This window comes from Duganella dendranthematis, assembly GCF_012849375.1.
In the GTDB taxonomy this organism is placed as follows: Bacteria; Pseudomonadota; Gammaproteobacteria; order Burkholderiales; family Burkholderiaceae_D; genus Rugamonas; species Rugamonas dendranthematis.
Window position 1 is genome coordinate 5,671,625 of sequence record NZ_CP051684.1, and the last position, 18,154, is coordinate 5,689,778.

The following is an 18,154-nucleotide window of genomic DNA, read 5'->3' on the forward strand; positions in this document are numbered from 1 at the left end:
GAAATCATATGGAATACGTCACACTCAACAATGGGCTGGTCATGCCGATCCTCGGCTTTGGTGTTTTTCAGATTCCCGATCCGGCTGAATGCGAGCGCACCGTCATCGACGCCATCAGCGCGGGTTATCGACTGATCGACACGGCTGCTTCGTACCAGAATGAAGGCGCCGTCGGCAAAGGCATCCGGAACAGCGGCGTCACACGGAGCGACCTATTCGTCACTAGCAAATTGTGGGTCCAGGACACGGGCTACGAGAACACCAAGCAAGCCATCGATAAATCGCTGACGCGCCTGCAGATGGACTACCTCGACCTGTTCCTGATTCACCAGCCGTACGGCGACGTCTACGGTTCCTGGCGGGCGATGCAGGACGCGCACAAGGCAGGAAAGCTTCGCGCCATTGGCGTATCGAACTTCGCGCCAGATCGTTTGGCGGACCTGATGGCTTTCAACGAGATCCCTCCAGCCGTCAACCAAATCGAAATCAACCCCTTCCACCAGCAGCTTGAGGCAACGAAGTTCATGTCGGCGGACAAGGTCCAGGCCGAAGCGTGGGCGCCCTTCGCAGAAGGCAAGAATGACCTGTTCCACAATCCGGTGCTGGCTAAGATTGCCGCTAAGTACAACAAGTCGATCGGCCAGGTGGTCCTGCGCTGGCTGGTGCAGCGTGGAATCGTGGCGTTGGCCAAGACGGTCAAGCGCGAACGCATGGAAGAAAACTTGAACGTGTTCGATTTTGCGCTGAGCGACGACGACACCAAGCAGATTGCCATGCTGGAATCAGGCAACAGCAGTTTCTTCTCGCACCAGGATCCCGACATGGTGAAATGGATGGCAAGCCGCAAGCTCGACATTTAAGGAGAAATGCAATGACCGACACACCAACCTCCCGGCGCAGCTTCATTGCGGCTGCAGCGAGCGCGGCCGCCGTACCATTGGTGGGCAAAGCTCAACCGGCTAACAGGTCCGCTCCGAAGATGCACCAGATCCTGCGCACCGCGTTCGACAGTGGCGTCACGTTCTTCGATGCGGCCGAAGCCTACGGTCCGCATGAAGTCGAGCGCATCCTAGGCGAGGGCGTCGCACCGTTCCGTAACCAGGTGGCCATCACGTCGAAGTTCGGCTGGAACATCGACCTCCAGACGGGCAAGCGCCTGCCCGGCCTGAACAGCCGCCCGGAACATATCAAGCTGGCGGTAGAGGGCATGCTCAAGCGGCTCAACACCGACCGCATCGACCTGCTGTACCAGCACCGGGTTGATCCCGCAGTGCCGATCGAGGACGTGGCCGGCGCTGTGGGAGACCTGGTCAAACAAGGCAAAGTTCTGCATTGGGGCTTGTGCGAAATGGGCCTCAACACGCTGCGCCGCGCGCATGCTGCATTGCCCGTCACAGCGGTGCAAAACGAATATTCGATGCTGTGGCGCGGGCCAGAAGACAAAGTGCTCGATACTTGCCAGGAACTCGGTATTGGCTTCGTGCCGTGGAGTCCGCTCGGCGTGGGTTTCCTCACTGGCGCGATTGACGCTAACACTCGTTTTGCAGATGGTGACATCCGCAAAGTCGAGTCGCGTTTTGAGGGCGCCAACCTTACGGCGAACCTGGCGCTGGTAGAGCTGTTGAAAAAATGGTCGGTCCGCAAGCATGCGACACCAGGCCAGATCGCACTGGCCTGGCTGCTGGCGCAAAAGCCGTGGATCGTGCCAATACCAGGCACGACGCAGATGGCTCACATGCTTGAGAATGTTGGGGCGGCAAGCATTCAATTCAGCGCTGCGGAACTGGCGGAGCTTGGTGGCGCGGTGCGCGCAATCAAAGTGCAGGGCGCGCGGCTGCCCGATGCAGTATTGGCATATTCCGGCGTTGAGTCGCCACCAAGGCATTAATATCTGAGGGGGGAGAATGACCATCGACAATCCATCGCGCCGCATGCTGATGACCGCCATGGCGGCGTTGCCGATCGGCGAGACCGTAGCCGCCATCGATGCCGAGGGGGACGGCGCGACCGCCACGGGCCGCCCGCGCGCATTGGTGGCGTTCCTATCGCGCTCGGGCAACACACGGGTGCTGGCGGGGGTGATCCACCGTGCAGAGCCTTCAGACCTGTACGAGATTCGCACCGTGCGCGCCTATCCGGACGACTATTTTCAGACTGTCGAGCAGGCCCGGCAGGAGCGCGACGAGGGCCACCTGCCGGCCTTGCGCGACGGGCCACCCAACATAGCGCATTACGACAAGGTGTACCTCGGCTTTCCCATCTGGGGCGAAACCCTGCCGCCGCCGGTGCGCAGCTTTCTGTCGCAGATTGACCTGCGTGGCAAGACGGTGGTGCCGTTCATCACCCACGGCGGCTACGGTGCCGGGAAGAGCGCTGCCGACCTGGCCAAACGTGCGAAAGGTGCCATGCTAAAACCGCCATTGGTAATGGAGGCCGACCAGGAGCGCCGCACCACCACCGAGGTATTGCAGTGGTTGGGAAAACCAGTGCCGCGCTAATCTGGCTGACAGCGTTTTCGCCCCACAAAACGGAAAACGGGGTTGAGCTTGCTGCCTCAGGACTTTTGATACCGTACGGCGTCAAGAAATAGGGCGAACGCCGCCGAGGGATGTCGTCGGCTCGGATAGTAGAGCCGGTAGCCGGGATAGGCTGGACACCACGCATCGAGCACCCGTACCAGCCGCCCGGACGACAGGTGCGCCGTGACCTGGTCTTCCGGCACATACGCCAAGCCCAGGCCATCAAGGGCTGATAGAACCCGCATGGTCAGATTGTTGACCACCATTTGTCCGTCCACCTTGACCTTCACTTCCCGGCCATCTTTTTCAAATTCCCAGGTAAAGATCGAACCGTGCGTGGGCAGGCGCATATTAATGCAATTGTGATGGGTCAGGTCGGCTGGGGTCTGGGGCGCCGGATGCTGCTCAAAATACGCCGGTGACCCCACCACGGCCCAGCGCAAATCCGGACCTATCCGCACCGCGATCATGTCTTTGTCGACTTGATCGCCCAGACGCACGCCGGCGTCGAAACGCTCGGCGACGATGTCCGCCATGCGGTTCTCCGCATGGATTTCCACCCGAATGTCTGGATATAGCGGAAGCAACTTGTTCAATGCCGGCTGCAACACGCTCAGCGCAGCGTGCTCGCCCGCACTCACCCGGATCGTGCCCGCTGGCAATAACCGACGTTCGCTAAGAGCCGCCAACTCGGTCTCGATTTCCTCACAGCGCGGGGCAATGCTTGTCATGATTTGCCGCCCCGCTTCGGTAGGAGAGACGCTGCGCGTTGTACGGACCAACAGCGGTATCCCAAGGCGCTGCTCAAGGCCGCGCACGGTCTGGCTCAGTGCGGATTGCGATACCCCGAGCTTGGCTGCCGCTTTCGTGAAGCTGCCTTCGCGCGCGACAGCGATGAACGCAAGGATGTCATTGAAATTGGTAAGTGCCATTGAGATTGAGCTGACGTGCGGCGGAATGAATGGTAGCGGTTACTCTAACACGAGGGGGGGCGGTAATCGTTTGCCGCTCGCCGCAGGCTGCCGCCCATGCGCCTGTCAACTAACGGCAGGACAAGCGCGCCGGCGGCGGCCGCTTGGCATGATGGCGCTCATGACTGTTGATTGATAAGGTGTGCTTATAAAGCCATGCGCATTTTCGCCCTAGCCGCACAATAGCACACCGACTACATTGGAACTCTTGCAGCTGACCGAACGTGTTGACCTTGAGGCCGCGAGGCGCGCACACACCGCGCTCGATCAACAACCACCCGCCCACCAATAAAGGAAGCGACGTATGGATCATCTCAGCGAACTCAAGCTCACCCGGCGAGATGTACTGAAAGCCGGCGCCACTTCCGCCACCGCCGCCGTGGTACCGTCGCTGGTCGCTGCCAAGCCGCCCACAGTTGCGACGGCCGCTCCACGGGTGCTGACCCGGGTGGCACTCACGATTAATGGGCAGCGCCACCATCTGGAGGTGGACACCCGCACGTCCTTGCTCGACGTGTTGCGCGAAAACCTGCACTTGACAGGCACCAAGAAGGGCTGTGACCATGGTCAGTGCGGCGCGTGTACGATCATGCTCGACGGCGCCCGCATCAATTCCTGCCTGACGTTGGCTGTCATGCACGAAGGCGCTACGATCACCACGATCGAGGGTCTCGGCACGCCCGACAAGTTGCACCCGATGCAGGCCGCATTCATCAAGCACGATGGCTACCCGTGCGGCTACTGCACCCCGGGCCAGATCTGCTCCGCCGTGGCGGTGCTCGAAGAAATTAAGCAGGGGATTCCGAGCCATGTCAGCGGCAGCCTGACCACGCGCCCACTCCTATCGGCCGAGGAAATCCGCGAGCGCATGAGCGGCAATATCTGTCGCTGCGGCGCGTACTCAAACATCCTCGACGCCATCATCGAAGTCGCCGGAGGTCCGGCATGAAAGCCTTTACATACGAACGCGCCACCACGACGGAAGCGGCGGCCGACGCCTTCGCGCGCACTCCTGGCGCGCAGTTCATCGCCGGTGGTACCAACCTGCTCGACCTGATGAAGCTGGAGATCGAAACGCCGGGCCACTTGATCGATGTCAACGGCATAGGCTTCGACAAGATCGAATCCACGCAAGAGGGCGGATTGCGCATCGGCGCGCTGGTGCGTAATACCCACCTGGCGGCCGATGAACGCGTCCGAAGAGATTACGGCGTACTGTCGCGCGCGCTATTGTCTGGAGCATCCGGCCAGTTGCGCAATAAGGCGACCACGGCCGGCAACCTGTTGCAGCGCACCCGCTGCGCGTACTTTTATGACACCAACCAGCCGTGCAACAAGCGCGTCCCGGGTAGCGGTTGTTCGGCGATCGGAGGGGTCAATCGCCAGCATGCGGTGATCGGCTCCAGCGGGGCCTGTATCGCCACGCATCCGAGCGACATGGCCGTGGCCATGCGTCTGCTGGATGCCAGCGTGGAAACCGTGCGCTCAAGCGGGGCCCAACGCGTTATACCGATTGCCGACTTCCATCGGCTGCCGGGCGATACGCCGCACCGCGACACGGTGCTGGAACCCGGCGAGCTAATCACCGCAGTGGTATTGCCCGCGCCCTTACGCGGCCTGCACATCTACCGCAAAGTGCGCGACCGCGCTTCCTATGCGTTCGCGCTAGTGTCGGTGGCCGCGGTTATCCAGCCGGACGGCACCGGCCGAGTGGCCGTTGGTGGCGTGGCGCACAAGCCCTGGCGCGTCGAGGCGGCGGATGCACGACTGCCGCAGGGAGCTGCGGCAGTGGCCGCCACCCTGCTGGCCGGCGCCAAACCGACCGAGCAAAACGCTTTCAAAGTCACATTGGTCGAGCGTACCTTAAGCGCAGTATTGGCAGAAGCGAAGAAGGGCGGCGCATGACATTTATTGCAGGCGCCAACACCCATCCCGTCGGCCAACTGGATGCAGCGGCCAACGCTATCCGCAACGCCCGGGTCGGATTCTTGCAGGACAATCCGCTCACGCTCGATAAACTGCCGTCCCAACTGTCAAGCCAAGGCTAACCATGAAATTCGACACCCCTGCCATACGCAACCCGATCGACCGCTTGAAAGTGGTCGGCAAGGCCACCACGCGCATCGATGGCCCGCGCAAAACGACCGGCACGGCGCCTTACGCCTATGAGCAACACGACGCGGCAAAGGGCGCTGCCTACGGTTACGTGTTAGGCGCCAGCATCGCCAAGGGTCGCATCGCGGGCATTGATCTGACCGTAGCCCGCGCTGCGCCCGGCGTGCTGGCAATAATCACAGCCGAGGATGCGGGCCGGCTGGACGTTGGCGGTTTCTACGTGGCACGCGCGTTAGCGGGCCCAGAAGTGGCGCACTATCACCAGGCAGTAGCGCTCGTGGTGGCAGAAACGTTCGAACAGGCGCGTGCGGCTGCCGCTCTGCTTCGGCCGCGCTACACTGCCACGGAGGGCGCCTTCGACCTGCACGTGGAAAAGGATAAACTGCCCACGGTGAAGCCGGACCCTAAATTATCGTCGTCCGTGGGAGATTTCGACGGCGCCTTTGCGCAGGCGGAAATAACTGTCGACGCGACGTACACCACACCGGACCAGTCACACGCAATGTTGGAACCACACGCGACAATCGCGATGTGGAACGGCGATAAACTTACCCTGCACACGGCGATTCAGCTGGTGAGCTGGGGTGTGCGCGACATTGCAAAGATCCTCGGCATTCCCAAGAAAAACGTACGTATCGTGGCCCCATACATCGGCGGCGGCTTTGGTGGCAAAGGTTCCATCCTTAGTGACGCAGTGCTTGCCGCGCTGGCGGCCAGGCGTATCGGACGGCCGGTGAAGGTGACCTTGCAGCGCCCACTCATGTTCAATAACACTACTCACCGGGCTGCCACCATCCAGCGCATCCGTCTGGGCGCCACTCGCGCAGGCAAGTTGACGGCCATTGGCCATGAAAGCTGGTCGGGTAACCTAGGTGACCGGCCCGAGACGTCCACTGCGCCCACTCGTCTGCTCTATGCGGGCGCCAACCGCATGACGCGGTTGCAGGTCGCACATCTGGACCTCCCCGAAGCTAGTGCGATGCGTGCTCCAGGGGAAATGCCGGGCATGATGGCGCTGGAAATCGCCATGGACGAACTGGCTGAAAAACTGGGCATGGACCCCGTCGCCTTGCGAGTGCTGAACGACACGCAGGTCGATCCAGAGTCTCCCGATAAGCCGTACTCGCAGCGCCAACTGGTGGCGTGCCTGGAGCGCGGGGCTGAACATTTCGGCTGGAACCTGCGCAGCGTGAAGCCGGCCAGCCGGCGTGAAGGGCGCTGGCTTATCGGCTTGGGCACAGCCTCGGCCATTCGCGGCGCCCCGGTGGTCAAATCGGCTGCGCGGGTGCGCTTAAGCAAGAGCGGCAATCTCACAGTAGAAACCGACATGACCGACATCGGTACCGGCACTTACACCATCTTGGCCCAAACGGCAGCTGAGATGCTGGGCGTGGAATTGAGCAAAGTGACTGTGCTACTGGGTGATTCACGCTTCCCGCAGGGCGCTGGTTCGGGCGGCCAGTTCGGTGCGGCCTCATCGACAGCAGGGGTGTACGCGGCGTGTGTCAAATTGCGCGAACAAGTGGCGGCCAGATTAGGCCTGTCAGGTGTCGATATCGAATTCGCCAATGGCCGCGTGCGCGCTGGCGGCAATAGTCGGCCGCTGACGGACGCGGTAGCGGCCGGCGAACTGGTGGGCGAAGATGCGATGGAGTATGGAGACCTGTCCAAAAAGTACGCTCAACAAACCTTTGGCGCGCACTTCGTGGAAGTGGCGGTGGACGCCGACACGGGCGAGATCCGCATCCGTCGCATGCTGGCAGTATGCGCTGCAGGGCGTATCCTCAACCCGATGGCGGCCCGTAGCCAAATTATCGGTTCGATGACCATGGGCGCCGGTGCGGCGTTGATGGAAGACCTCGTGGTGGACAAGCGCGCGGGCTTTTTTGTCAATCACGACCTGGCCGGATACGAGGTGCCGGTTCATGCCGACATCCCGCATCAGGAGGTCATATTCCTCGACGAGGTAGACGCTACGGCCGGACCGCTCAAGGCGAAAGGAGTAGGGGAGTTGGGTATAACTGGTGTACCGGCGGCCATTTCCAATGCATTATATAACGCCACGGGCGTGCGCGTGCGCGATTACCCCATCACGCTGGATAAGTTATTGATGCAACTGCCAGCCTGATAACTCCCCGACCTAAAGATTAGTACGTCCCTCACGCCTTGGGTCGTCTGGTTTTCATAGGGAAACGGTCTTAAGCTCAGTTACACCGTACGAACTTTTCTGTCGATCATTGAAAATGAGGTTGGTCGCGAGCGGTAACGAAATTCATACCGGAAGCGGGTCAAAAAATCTCGACTCAATGATTTAGACAGACGTCGGATGTGACCAGTGGGGCGCCCAAGATATCGTCAACACAGTGGAAATAGGCCACCTCGTAGGTATCTGCTAACCATTGATCGAAGCTCGATAGCTAAATTTCGCCCAGGATGGGAGCGCTGACACAGGATAACGAAAGCATAGGTGAGAATTCGTGAATTTTCAAATAAGCAAGAATGCTATCCTTATTCGCGTGGCCACGTGATGGCTAAGCTCAACTCAAATTTTCGGATAAGGAAATGGTAAAACCTCAGTTCGACTCAAAGCAGTTGCACGCATTCATGAGCAACTACTGTTGATTTGCACGGAAACTTGACCCACTTTACCCAGTAATTTGCAACTGAATCTGACCCACGGTTAAGACACAATCCTGCTCAACAAGTTGAGTGGGGAATTGGAGTGATCGACGTGGCACTACTAAGCATTATTCGACGCTGGCATATCCGTGACCAGTTCCCCCTTCGAGAGATAGCCCGACGCCTGCGCATCTCTAGAAACACTGTCCCGCGCTATCTGCGCGCGGAAATAACCGAGCCGGCCTACGCCGTGCGGCGCTCACGCAGCGCGATCGACAAATATGCGTTCCAACTTTCAGCCATGCTCAAGACCGAGGCAGCTCGTTCTAGGAAGCAGCGACGCACCTTAAAGCAGATCCACGAGGACCTAAGGGAATTGGGTTTTGAATGGTCTTACGACAGGGTGAATTGCCACGAGTGTGCTAGACACCCGCTAGCCGTTCAAAATGCCTTCGCTCATACTCTGCTGGCGAAAGCCTGTCATTAAATCCGTGACGTCGCTTCGGATTGTAGAACATCTCGATATAGTCGAAGATATCCTGCCTTGCATCGTCCCTGGTTGCATAGGTCTTGCGCTTGATACGCTCGCGCTTCAGAAGCTGAAAGAAGCTTTCAGCGACCGCATTGTCGTGACAGTTTCCGCGCCGGCTCATGCTGGGCTCCAGCCGATGCGCCGTCAAAAAATCGCGCCAGTCCTTGCTGGTGAACTGCGAGCCCTGATCCGAATGAACCATTACAGGATCGGCCGGTTTGCGTCGCCAAACCGCCATCAGCAGCGCATTCATCGCCAGCTCCGTGTCAATCCGTGAACTCATCGACCACCCCGATAACCTGGCGCGAAAACAAGTCGAGTACAACAGCCAGGTATAGCCAGCCTTCATGGGTTCGGATGTAAGTTATGTCGGTCACCCAGACCCGGTTTGGCTCAAGCACGTCAAATTGCCGCTGCAGATGATTCGGCGCTACCACCGATGGCACGCCGCCGCCTTTCCACTTGCGCTTGCCATATCCGGTCTGCGAGCGCAGGCCCGCTGAGCGCATGATGCGGTGAACGCGATTGATGCCGCATCGCTCTCCGAGGTCGCGCAGGTCGTCGGATACCTTGTGATAGCCGTAGACCGCACCGCTTTCTAGCCACGACTGCTTTATGTGACCAAGCAGGCGCTTGTCTTCCTTGGCCCGCTTGCTCTCAGGCTGGACGCACCACGCATAAAAACCGCTGGGATGAACTCCCATCATCTGGCACAAGCGCCGCACCGGAAATTCGTCCTGTACTTCTTGAATGAAGGCGTACCTTACCCGGACGTCTTGGCAAAGTACACCGCGGCCTTTTTCAATATGTCGCGCTCCTCGGTAACGCGCTTCAATTCGGCCTTCAGTCGCCGCATCTCGTCCGACTGGGCGTCCTGAGCTTTGCGCTCGACTTCGGGCACGCCATACCGCTTTGTCCACGCATAGATGCTGTGGATACTGACGCCAAGTCGCTCAGCGACCTCGGCCGCTGGGTGTCCGCGCTCAAGAACCTGCTTGACCGCAGCGACCTTAAATTCTTCCGTGTAACGCTTCCCACTCATGATTTCTCCTTTGCCTAAATTATGGCTCAGGAGTGTCTACAATAGTCGTGGCGATTCAGTGCCTGAACCACCTAATATCCCATTATGCCATCGATAGCGACACTGTCGAACGCGGCGGCGGCGGCGCGGATGTGAGTCGAACCAAGGTCTACTACTGTACTGAGCGCTCGCCGTGGCGAAATCTGCTAGATGTAGCCAATACTTTCGCGAATGATAGCCGCCACCGACCTTTCGCGTGTTTCACGGAGGCTATCGGCTCCTCCATCAATGCCATGCCGCAGGCAGCGAGCCTTCTCACGATGATCGCGGCAGCAGTCGTTGCGCTGTCTGCACCACAAATGCTGCGAGTAATGCTAATTCTCCACAAACTGTGCAAGGAAATCGAAGAAACCATTGATTCTGGTGAGCCGTTTGATGAGCGCCAGGAGCAGCTGCTTGCTACTCAGCGTTATCAGATCGCGCTTGATTCCGGTCGAGCAGGGGCTGACGAATTCACGTTCCGCGTCCCGATTCCGCCTGGCTAGCGCCATTTCGTCTGCGCGAAACGCGGGACGGTGTCGAGTTGACTGTCTACCAAATTTGGGCACCGCGCGGCTGCTTTGAGTATTCAGGGAACGATCACTAAGGGATGCTTCGCCGCATACCGCTCCACGGCGTGTTGAAATCAACCAGAATGAGACGAGTCGTGCCATGGGACCGTTCTGGTCTCCGTTTTCTAGGTACTACTCGAAAAATTCGTAATCGTTGTCATCCCTCTTGTTCGGCGACGAACTTGCCTTTCGTGAGCTCGTGTGCAATGTCGTTCCAGCCCGTCTCATACGCGTACTTGACCATCCGTTCCACGGTACGCGCTGACGCCGCTCGGCGCAGCGACTCGGGAACGTCCGCAGGGTGCATCTTCCAAGGCAGCAGAGTATGGCCAACCTCGGCTACACACTGGCTTAGGAGGGAAGCGATCCGGAACCCGCCTTCATCGACATCGCCCCAGTGGTGCACTGGCGTAGAGGCAGGGAGCCCGGAAAGCAGCCGAAGATACATTGCCCGCCAGGCGGGGGAAGGCATCCCTGCGGTGTAGATGCACAGCACATTGGAGTCATAGTGCTGACGAGCCCAGACATGAAAGGTGGTCTGGTTTTCGATAGTCAGTATTTGGCTGGGCATCGACTCGATACCCAGCACTGTCGACGGGGGCAATGCGCAGTAGGGCCGATCCAGGGGGAAGGCGCCTCGCTCTCGACGAACCACTATGTTGCCAGACAAGCGCACGGGCTGTTGTTCGCGATAGAGGCCGAGTTCGTGCAGTACCTCGGCTTCCGAGCGTGCATCGTCCTCGACGTTGCCTGTCAGTAGAACATCGAGGCAAGGCACCAAGGATTCGATGCGTTTGCTGTCTTTGAACAGGCGCGCACTGGCGTCTCGGACCGGTGTCTCCATGGCGCCGAGCGCCACCTGGGCCTGGCAATAGGCGATGACGTCACATGCCATGACCCATTTGGTGACGCCGTCAGGCCCAGTGCCACGAACTTTCTTGAGCCTTTCCCAACTGGATAAGACGTCGTTCAAGACCAAATGCCCAGCGAGATACGTGGCAAGTGTTTGTCTGGCCGACTGGACCCGTACGGCATGGGGCACCTTACCCAGGATCGAAGCCAGCTTAATGGCGTCAATCAGTTCAATGCGCTCGATGAGGCCTTGAATGTCACGCCGGGGGCGCACGACCGTGATCGCTCCTTCCGCTTGTGCGAAGGCCATCACCGTCTCGAAGTCTTCTTTTGCCTTCAGGCTGCGCAACTCGCGGTACTCGGACAGCGAGGAGTCCGTTAGGGTGGGGCGCCGCGTGGCGGCGCCGGCCACATGCTTGTCGGAGGACTTCAGCAGGCGCTCCAGCGCCTTCCTGGCTAACGGATCCATCTCGGCTTGGTCTTCGCGATTCATACTGCGGCGCCCCCTGCTGGGCCGGCCCGCGACTGGTATTGTCTCCTGATCTCAGCCTCAATAAGCTCCGGATTGAACTCAGGCAGGTCGGCGCGGAACATCTCGCGCGTCTCGGGATCTACGTCGTGCCCTTCGAGTTCCACCACGTTACTCTCGGCATCGCGCATGATGTCGTAATACCGATCGAGGAAGGCGGTCAGGCTACCCAAGGCGTCGCCCGTGCTGGCCATGAAGACCTGCAGGCCTAGCTCCTCGAAGTAGCGCATGGTAGCCACGATGTTCCTCGGGTCCATCTTGATGAAGGCCTCGTCGATGACCAGCAGTCGGATGCCGCTGTCATCCCCACGCTCCAGTCGATAGGCCGACGACAGCGCGGCGCCCGCGATCACGTACAGTGGCGCGCGATGCTCGCCACCAGAGCCGGACCCGACGCGTTTGCTAAGCCAGCCGATATGCTTGGTGGTGCTTGTGGAAGCTTCCTCGCGGAGCACCTCGATATCGAAGTCGAAGAACTCTCGGTAGTCGTCCAGTGGTGATTTCACTGCGGCGGCGCCGGCGACCGTCTTTTCGCGCATGAGCTCCTCGAACTCCTTAGGTAGCTCTCCAGCCCCGCCGAGCAAGTCCTCGGTCGGACCGTACTGGGCGACGTCTTTGATGAACTTTAGCAGCACGGAGAAGGCCGGCCGCACATGCGAGCGGAACTGGTAGCGCTCGTTGTTGGTGAACATGGGCGCTAGTCTCAAGGCCTCGTTCATCCGGTTGACGGTGTCGCTCAACCATTCGAGGTGCTCGTGCAGCGCCACCGCGACGTCGTTGCGGAAGGTGCTCTTGGCTGCGCTGAGGGCATCTTCCATTCTGGCCTTGTTCTCTCGCAGGCCGGTCTCGGTGAGAATGGCGACGCGTGCCTCCAGCCAGGCACGCGCGCTGCGCCAGTCGTCTTGGGGGCTTGACGGCATTAGCTCGTTGTGCCTGACAAGGAAAGCCGACAGCTTCTGCATGGCGTTCGACGCTTTCTGTCGGGAGTCGTCCTTGGCTCCAACGCTTCGGCGAGTACAGTCAATGACAATCTCTCGGAACGACAAGCCCTGGCGCGTCAACAGTCTCTCCCACTGGTCCGACGCATAGTCGACGTCGAAGCCATCGGCCGCACGCGCCATCTCGGAGACCTCCTTCTGGGTGGCGGCCAACGCCTGCTTCCTCTTAGTATCCTCGTTCTTTTGCCGGCACTCGGTCTCTGCTGCGCCGACGGCCCGAACCGCATCAAGCTGCTGTTTTCGCAGCGCGATCACTGCCACCTCAGCCTCTTCGGCTGCCCGCACCAACTGGCGATATTCCTCGGTATCCAAAGCTTGCAGGCGCCGCGTCAGATCCCCCTCGTCGCTGGCCTCCTTGGAAATCCGGTCAAAGGCCTCGAGGACATCCTGAACCTTGTCCTGCTCCCCGCCCACGAACGGACCTAGGTTGTTCAAGAGGACCTTGAGCTTGGCGTACCTGTCCTTAAGTGCCTCAACCTGGTCTTGAAGCTGGCGGGCGCGTTCGGCGATAGAGTTGCGCGTCGCTGTTGAGGTTGGGCCGATCTTGAAGAGAACGGGATCCGTTGGTCTTTTTCGCACCATCTCACCGTCGGCCAGCAACATGCCGTCCTTGGTCATCGCGAACCGATGGGCAAAGCACTCGTCCTCCGTATCGGCCCGCTGCGTGTCGCCGAACTTGGACCGAAGGTAGTTGACCGCAACTGCGCTATTGCCGCTGATTAGCTCAGCGACGGCACCGCGCCTTGGGCTGCCGCGATTGGAGAATTTGCTTGGCATTACGACCTTCGCCTCGTAGACCCCAGCCCGGCGTGACACACCGAATGCTTTGCGCTCGTCGAGCTCATCGACCAGCAGGGCCTGCATGTTCGACATACCCAGATAGGACTCGATGGCCGATTGCCAGTCCGGGTCGTCGATACGCACCAGGTCGCATACTGGGGTAGCATCCACACCGGCGTTGGCCAGCACGCGCTTGAGCGCCGCAGCCGGCCCCTCGAGCGGCGGCTTACCCTTGGCGATGCGCTCCTGGTTCTCTCGCACGTCAGTGAGCTCGGCTTCGGCTGCCGTCTGCGCGCGGCCAACAGACTGCATCTCCTCGAATATCTCGTTGCTGAGCAACTTGGCCGCGCGCAACGCCTTGCGGACCGTCGACTCCACTGCGTCGCGGCTGCCGACCTTGTCGCCCTCCAGCAGGGACTGGATGTCCTTGAACGCCTGAGTAGTCGCTCCCGCGCTGTCGGCTACGGGCTTCCCAGGGATTTGTACGTCGATGGCCTTTCCGATGGCTTTGACGATGCGATGCAACCCCGTTCTTTGTTCGGCGAGCCGGTTCTGTACCCCGGCAAGGCTTTCGCGCAGCAGCGCAGCATCTGCATGGGAAGCATGCTTGTCACGGTCGGATGCACTGTCGCGTGCGTGCTGCTCGGCCACACCGACTCGGCGGTTCACGTCGTCACGCTGGGCGCTTGCGACGTCGAATGCCGCCGCCGCACGGCCTTCGGCCTCCTCGGCGGCGGTTACCGCCTCATTGGCGACCTCGAGTTCGGCTGCTTGAGCCAAGGCTGCGAGCGAGACCGAATGGATGTTGCGACGGTGGGCATCGGCGAAATCGGCCTCAATCAATTCGGCCTCCTCGAGCTTGGCCTGGACGCTGCGCACCAGGGCGGCCATCTCTTGGAAGGTGTGCAACACTTCCTTGAAGCGCTTGATATTGGTTGGCCGGGTTTCCAGCACCTGCTGGCGGACGATATCGTCGACGCTCTTGTCAAATTTCATCCGCAGCCCGAAGCGGAACGCTTGGCGATAGGCGTCCAAGCGCGGCGCGCCGCGCGCACCTCGTAGCCGGAATAGCATCGCGTTGACGAAACGCTCGGAGTCATGGAAGAGCACCTCCTCGCCATGAGCGCGCTGCGAGAGCATCTGTCTGAAGCTGGACCACGGGCGCGGCCGATACTCACCATCGACCAGCTCCAAGTGGTCGCTGAGCGCGATGTCTGCGGGGAGAATGTAGCGGCCCTGCACATCTGACTTCTCGCGGTCGGCGCTCACGTAGATACTTACACCCGTGGAAACGACCTCTTGGGTCGCTGTGTCCTCCCATACCAGGGTGATGTAGGTGTTGGCGTTGTCGCGCACGCGAGCGTCGGGCGAGTCGCCGTACTGACCCAGGCAGTAGCTGCGAATATTGCGGCTGTTGTGATTGGACTCGTCGGCCTGCGCGTTGAAGGCGACGCCTGCGCTGCCGCGACTCTCGTTGGCTCCCAGCATGACGATTTGTACGGCGTCCAGGAGCGAGGACTTGCCGCTACCGTTGGCGCCGAAGACGCCGCAAGTCATACCGACGTCGACGTCGCGCATCTCGTACAAGAAGAACTGGACCACCCGGATTCTAATCAGCTTCTTCATGCAGCACCGCCTTCTTCCAGGGTGGGCGCGACCGTATGGCCTACGCCATCAACCTCGGCGTCCGGGTTGGTGAACAGAGCGATGCGGGCTAACGCCGCTTCTCCTAAGACGTCGGCGATACCGGGCCGGATGATAACCACGTAGGGCTGGTCCGCATCGTGTCCGAACTGACTGGTCTCCTCGTCCGACACACGGGCGATGCCCCAGCGCCGCATCCACTGCATCAGTGCGACGAGCTTGCCGCCGGTGGCCAGTTCGCGGCCACCCGTCGTCTGCTTGTATTTGACCTCGAGCGTGACCAGATCGCAGGCTACCTCGCCGTTTTCGTCGTGGTGCCCGGAGCGCGTCTCCTCGTCGAAGATCCTGCGCAGCACCAGCGCGAGCAGCGTCTGGTCCACGGTGACTGGTGACGTCCTGGCATGTTTGGGGATAGCGCAGGCATAGCGCAGCTGGCTATTGACCCGCACGACGTAGCCCAGCGGATCCAGGGCGCGTTTGAATTCGCGCTCGAAGTCACGGATTAGCCCGTAAGCGAGTTTGCTGCCGCGATCTGCGGCGTACAGGACCTGCTCGGTGACTAGCCGATTTGCCGCGGCCTCGAACTCATCTTCGGTGACCACGTTTTTGGTGGACTCGGCCGCATTCTCCCAGAAACTCATTGGCTTCCTCCCTTCGCTGGCTTGGTTGTCCTTGCGATCGTGAAGGGCAGGTGAGAGATACCTTGGCTCTGGACTTCTTCGCCTTCCATGCGAACAGTGGTGAAGCCGCTGCTCATCGCCCGTGCGTTGGCGCGCAGTAGTTTGCTGGGTGTTGCATTCGCCGTTGCGATGGTGCACAAGACCTGCAGCGCTCGGACTGATTCGATGCTGTCGACCTGGAGAGAGGCGCTGGGCACCGTATCTTCCTCGCCGAGCTGCTGGCGCACGAATGCCGCGAGCTTTGGCAGCGACATGATGCGTCGGTCTCGCGCCAATAGAGCCAGGCGTGCCCGAGCCTCCTGTTCGGGGGACATGAGCTGCTTGCGTAGTCCGCCGGGTGGCGGGCGCTTAGTCTCGGCGCGGGGCACGGCCAAGCGTTCGCCGGCGATACAGTCACCTGGCGCGAACGGAGCCAGCGCGGCCGCTTTGTTGCCATGCTTGACGACGGCGTCGATGGCGTGGCCGATCAACTCGTCGAGGGGGCGGGTAGCACGCAGCCGGTAGTCCAGGTAGGCCAGCGCCAGTTTGTTGGCGCGTCGGATTTCGTCGTCCAGTCGGTCCAGGTACTCGTCGATTCGGCGCAGGTCCTCCACCTTTTGGATGTCGCGTTCGAACATGGCTTCGGCGCGGGTAGGATCTCGCCCGGCCTGCTTCTCCAGGTACCACTGGATCAGCCGGGCACGCAGGTCCTGGGTCTGCTGGACATGGGCCACTAGACGCAGGATCTCCTGGCGTCGTGCCAGGGGATGCTCGCGTGTGCGCAGTTCTTTGTAGTCGCCGATGAACATGCGCTCAACGTAGTCGTCGAAGAATCGCCGCACGAATTCGCCGGTGGCGTCGACGCGGCCGATCTCCAGCATCAGGTCGCGCACGTTGGTGCCTGCGATCCGGACGTGTTCGAGAAGGGCACGTGACTGCAGTGCGGCCTCGTGCAGCGAGGCCCCGTCCGTGCTCTCGTCCAAAAGTAGCTTCAGGTTGGCCTCGATGCTACGGATCTTGCCGGAGACGAATTCCGGGCCGGTGTGAGCGAACTCGACGAGACGGTTCATGAAATGGGCGACGGCTGGCGCCATCGTCACCATCTCACGCACGCCCACCCGATCCACGCGGATCCATCCCGCGTCGCGCAGGCGGTTGAAGACCACGATGGCCCGGGTTGCCAGCGGCGTGGCGGGAGTCACGTCGTCGCCCTCTGGGGCCCAGTCCTGATACTGGAGTTCCTCGGCGATGTCCGCGGTAATCTCGCGCATCAGGAAGCCTGTGCTCGGCGGCAGCGGGGCCTCGGGCCCGAAGCGTTTGGCATGCAGGACGCACAGCAGCCACCAATACTGGAAACGATTTGCCGATGCCAACGGCGCGAAAAGGTGGTCGGGCAAGCGCTTGAAGAGCGGCGGATAGCGCTCGGCCACCTTCTCTTGCCGAATTTGGTCGGTCAGGTCACGAACAGCCATTGTCGGCACTCCTCTACGTTCTCAACTGCCAGCTGATAGTCGGGCGGGACCTGTCGACCCACATCTGTGGCCGCCATGATCTCTTGCGTCATGTAGTTCAGGAGGGCAGCCCTACAGCTCTCTACGCGTGCTGAGGCTCCCTGGAAGTATTCGTTTCTGACGACCAGTTGCTGCGCTGGGCTAAGGCCAGGGTGAGCGGCAATTCTGACTTGAAGAACGGTTGACCAGGCAGTATCGGTCGCCACGTCGGCCGAACTAGGCTCCGTGAGTAGCTTGACCTTGCTCATGCGCCCTAACACGAAGTCACGGAAATCCTGCCGTTCCGGACAGTAACCGCGCACGTGCCACCGTCGTTCCGCCCGCAACAGGCTGTGTGGCTCGACGGTTCGCTCATGCGGCTCCGGAGTGCTCATGGAGCAGTAGACGAATCGCACCCGGAGCCGGTCCGTGATAGCTAAGTTTAGCCGTGAGAATGTGCGGGGGGAGATATGGGCGAATTCCCATGAAATGGACTGGGGCTTACCTGGTACGTTCAGTGCATATGGAACCAGCATGGCGCTGATGGAGTTCTGCCGCTTGGCGTTTGCGGCGCGTTCGGCGTCCGCATATGCGATGGACGTTGCCACATCCGCCTTGAGCTTGTTGTCCCACGCCACCCAGTCTGGATATGACTCCCGGAAGTCGCGCAGCCACTCGCTTGCCCGTATGGGGCTTAGCCCATACTCGGAGATGAGACGGCTGCGGCTGACGCGACCTTCCCAGAGAAGGATCCTGCCCACTTTGGCATCTCTTTCCCGACGGCTAGCAATAGACATGGGTGTCACCTCGTGAT

General features: G+C 60.5%; 14 protein-coding genes and 2 pseudogenes. 9 read left to right on the forward strand and 7 right to left on the reverse strand.

All coding sequences use genetic code 11. The annotated features are described in order from the left end of the window. Positions 1 to 8 precede the first annotated feature (8 nt). The 3 genes from HH213_RS25960 to HH213_RS25970 are packed head-to-tail and all read left to right on the forward strand — an operon-like array spanning position 9 to position 2,498. Complete coding sequence (locus HH213_RS25960) at positions 9 to 860, forward strand: aldo/keto reductase (RefSeq protein WP_169114173.1); 852 nt, start codon at positions 9 to 11, stop codon at positions 858 to 860. A gap of 11 nt (positions 861 to 871) precedes the next feature. Continuing rightward, positions 872 to 1,888: an aldo/keto reductase gene (locus tag HH213_RS25965; RefSeq protein WP_169114174.1), complete on the forward strand. Its 1,017-nt coding sequence runs from the start codon at positions 872 to 874 to the stop codon at positions 1,886 to 1,888. 16 nt (positions 1,889 to 1,904) lie between these two features. Then, positions 1,905 to 2,498: a flavodoxin gene (locus HH213_RS25970; protein ID WP_169114175.1), complete on the forward strand. Its 594-nt coding sequence runs from the start codon at positions 1,905 to 1,907 to the stop codon at positions 2,496 to 2,498. Between the two features lie 56 nt (positions 2,499 to 2,554). On the opposite strand, the gene HH213_RS25975 is transcribed toward HH213_RS25970, so the two are convergent. After that, on the reverse strand, positions 2,555 to 3,451 hold the full coding sequence (locus tag HH213_RS25975) for a LysR family transcriptional regulator (RefSeq protein WP_169114176.1): 897 nt from the start codon (positions 3,449 to 3,451) through the stop codon (positions 2,555 to 2,557). Between the two features lie 343 nt (positions 3,452 to 3,794). Here HH213_RS25975 and paoA point away from each other — a divergent pair, with 343 nt between their 5' ends. The 5 genes and pseudogenes from paoA to HH213_RS30350 all read left to right on the forward strand — a co-directional run. Next, on the forward strand, positions 3,795 to 4,439 hold the full coding sequence (paoA, locus tag HH213_RS25980; RefSeq protein ID WP_169114177.1) for an aldehyde dehydrogenase iron-sulfur subunit PaoA: 645 nt from the start codon (positions 3,795 to 3,797) through the stop codon (positions 4,437 to 4,439). Then, a complete protein-coding gene (locus tag HH213_RS25985) occupies positions 4,436 to 5,395 on the forward strand; it encodes an FAD binding domain-containing protein (protein ID WP_169114178.1) in 960 nt (319 codons plus the stop codon). Before paoA ends, HH213_RS25985 begins: the two co-directional genes overlap by 4 nt. Further along, the gene (locus HH213_RS25990) at positions 5,392 to 5,538 is read left to right on the forward strand and encodes a hypothetical protein (RefSeq protein ID WP_169114179.1); all 147 of its coding nucleotides are present in this window, start codon (positions 5,392 to 5,394) and stop codon (positions 5,536 to 5,538) included. Before HH213_RS25985 ends, HH213_RS25990 begins: the two co-directional genes overlap by 4 nt. A 2-nt stretch (positions 5,539 to 5,540) precedes the next feature. Further along, a complete protein-coding gene (paoC, locus tag HH213_RS25995) occupies positions 5,541 to 7,733 on the forward strand; it encodes an aldehyde oxidoreductase molybdenum-binding subunit PaoC (RefSeq protein WP_169114180.1) in 2,193 nt (730 codons plus the stop codon). A gap of 594 nt (positions 7,734 to 8,327) precedes the next feature. Further along, positions 8,328 to 8,630: pseudogene (locus tag HH213_RS30350) on the forward strand (IS21 family transposase); the annotation flags it as partial. Between the two features lie 16 nt (positions 8,631 to 8,646). On the opposite strand, the pseudogene HH213_RS26000 reads toward HH213_RS30350, so the two are convergent. Next, positions 8,647 to 9,798 (reverse strand): annotated as a pseudogene (locus HH213_RS26000) (IS3 family transposase). Between the two features lie 47 nt (positions 9,799 to 9,845). Here HH213_RS26000 and HH213_RS26005 point away from each other — a divergent pair. Further along, the gene (locus HH213_RS26005; protein WP_169114181.1) at positions 9,846 to 10,322 is read left to right on the forward strand and encodes a hypothetical protein; all 477 of its coding nucleotides are present in this window, start codon (positions 9,846 to 9,848) and stop codon (positions 10,320 to 10,322) included. A 223-nt stretch (positions 10,323 to 10,545) separates the two neighbouring features. Here the strand turns inward: HH213_RS26005 and HH213_RS26010 are convergent, their stop codons facing one another. From HH213_RS26010 to HH213_RS26030, 5 genes are read right to left on the reverse strand one after another with little or no spacing between them, the layout of a single operon-like run. Then, positions 10,546 to 11,733 (reverse strand): Wadjet anti-phage system protein JetD domain-containing protein, encoded by a 1,188-nt coding sequence (locus HH213_RS26010; RefSeq protein WP_169114182.1) that lies wholly within the window; start codon positions 11,731 to 11,733, stop codon positions 10,546 to 10,548. Next, on the reverse strand, positions 11,730 to 15,173 hold the full coding sequence (locus tag HH213_RS26015; protein WP_169114183.1) for an SbcC/MukB-like Walker B domain-containing protein: 3,444 nt from the start codon (positions 15,171 to 15,173) through the stop codon (positions 11,730 to 11,732). Before HH213_RS26015 ends, HH213_RS26010 begins: the two co-directional genes overlap by 4 nt. Beyond that, on the reverse strand, positions 15,170 to 15,832 hold the full coding sequence (locus HH213_RS26020; protein ID WP_169114184.1) for a DUF4194 domain-containing protein: 663 nt from the start codon (positions 15,830 to 15,832) through the stop codon (positions 15,170 to 15,172). Before HH213_RS26020 ends, HH213_RS26015 begins: the two co-directional genes overlap by 4 nt. After that, positions 15,829 to 17,322, reverse strand: a complete 1,494-nt coding sequence (locus HH213_RS26025; protein ID WP_169114185.1) for a Wadjet anti-phage system protein JetA family protein — start codon at positions 17,320 to 17,322, stop codon at positions 15,829 to 15,831. Before HH213_RS26025 ends, HH213_RS26020 begins: the two co-directional genes overlap by 4 nt. Next, complete coding sequence (locus tag HH213_RS26030; RefSeq protein WP_169114186.1) at positions 17,304 to 18,137, reverse strand: helix-turn-helix transcriptional regulator; 834 nt, start codon at positions 18,135 to 18,137, stop codon at positions 17,304 to 17,306. The genes HH213_RS26025 and HH213_RS26030 overlap by 19 nt, the downstream gene beginning before the upstream one ends. Between the last annotated feature and the right edge of the window lie 17 nt (positions 18,138 to 18,154).

Bases quoted from the DNA above. Each gene is read 5' to 3' on its own strand.
- HH213_RS26025 (WP_169114185.1), bottom strand. From the start codon at position 17,322: ATGGCTGTTCGTGACCTGACCGACCAAATTCGGCAAGAGAAGGTGGCC.
- HH213_RS25985 (WP_169114178.1), top strand. From the start codon at position 4,436: ATGAAAGCCTTTACATACGAACGCGCCACCACGACGGAAGCGGCGGCC.
- paoA (WP_169114177.1), top strand. From the start codon at position 3,795: ATGGATCATCTCAGCGAACTCAAGCTCACCCGGCGAGATGTACTGAAA.
- HH213_RS25965 (WP_169114174.1), top strand. From the start codon at position 872: ATGACCGACACACCAACCTCCCGGCGCAGCTTCATTGCGGCTGCAGCG.
- HH213_RS25970 (WP_169114175.1), top strand. From the start codon at position 1,905: ATGACCATCGACAATCCATCGCGCCGCATGCTGATGACCGCCATGGCG.
- paoC (WP_169114180.1), top strand. From the start codon at position 5,541: ATGAAATTCGACACCCCTGCCATACGCAACCCGATCGACCGCTTGAAA.
- HH213_RS26015 (WP_169114183.1), bottom strand. From the start codon at position 15,173: ATGAAGAAGCTGATTAGAATCCGGGTGGTCCAGTTCTTCTTGTACGAG.
- HH213_RS25975 (WP_169114176.1), bottom strand. From the start codon at position 3,451: ATGGCACTTACCAATTTCAATGACATCCTTGCGTTCATCGCTGTCGCG.
- HH213_RS25960 (WP_169114173.1), top strand. From the start codon at position 9: ATGGAATACGTCACACTCAACAATGGGCTGGTCATGCCGATCCTCGGC.
- HH213_RS25990 (WP_169114179.1), top strand. From the start codon at position 5,392: ATGACATTTATTGCAGGCGCCAACACCCATCCCGTCGGCCAACTGGAT.
- HH213_RS26010 (WP_169114182.1), bottom strand. From the start codon at position 11,733: ATGAATCGCGAAGACCAAGCCGAGATGGATCCGTTAGCCAGGAAGGCG.
- HH213_RS26030 (WP_169114186.1), bottom strand. From the start codon at position 18,137: ATGTCTATTGCTAGCCGTCGGGAAAGAGATGCCAAAGTGGGCAGGATC.
- HH213_RS26020 (WP_169114184.1), bottom strand. From the start codon at position 15,832: ATGAGTTTCTGGGAGAATGCGGCCGAGTCCACCAAAAACGTGGTCACC.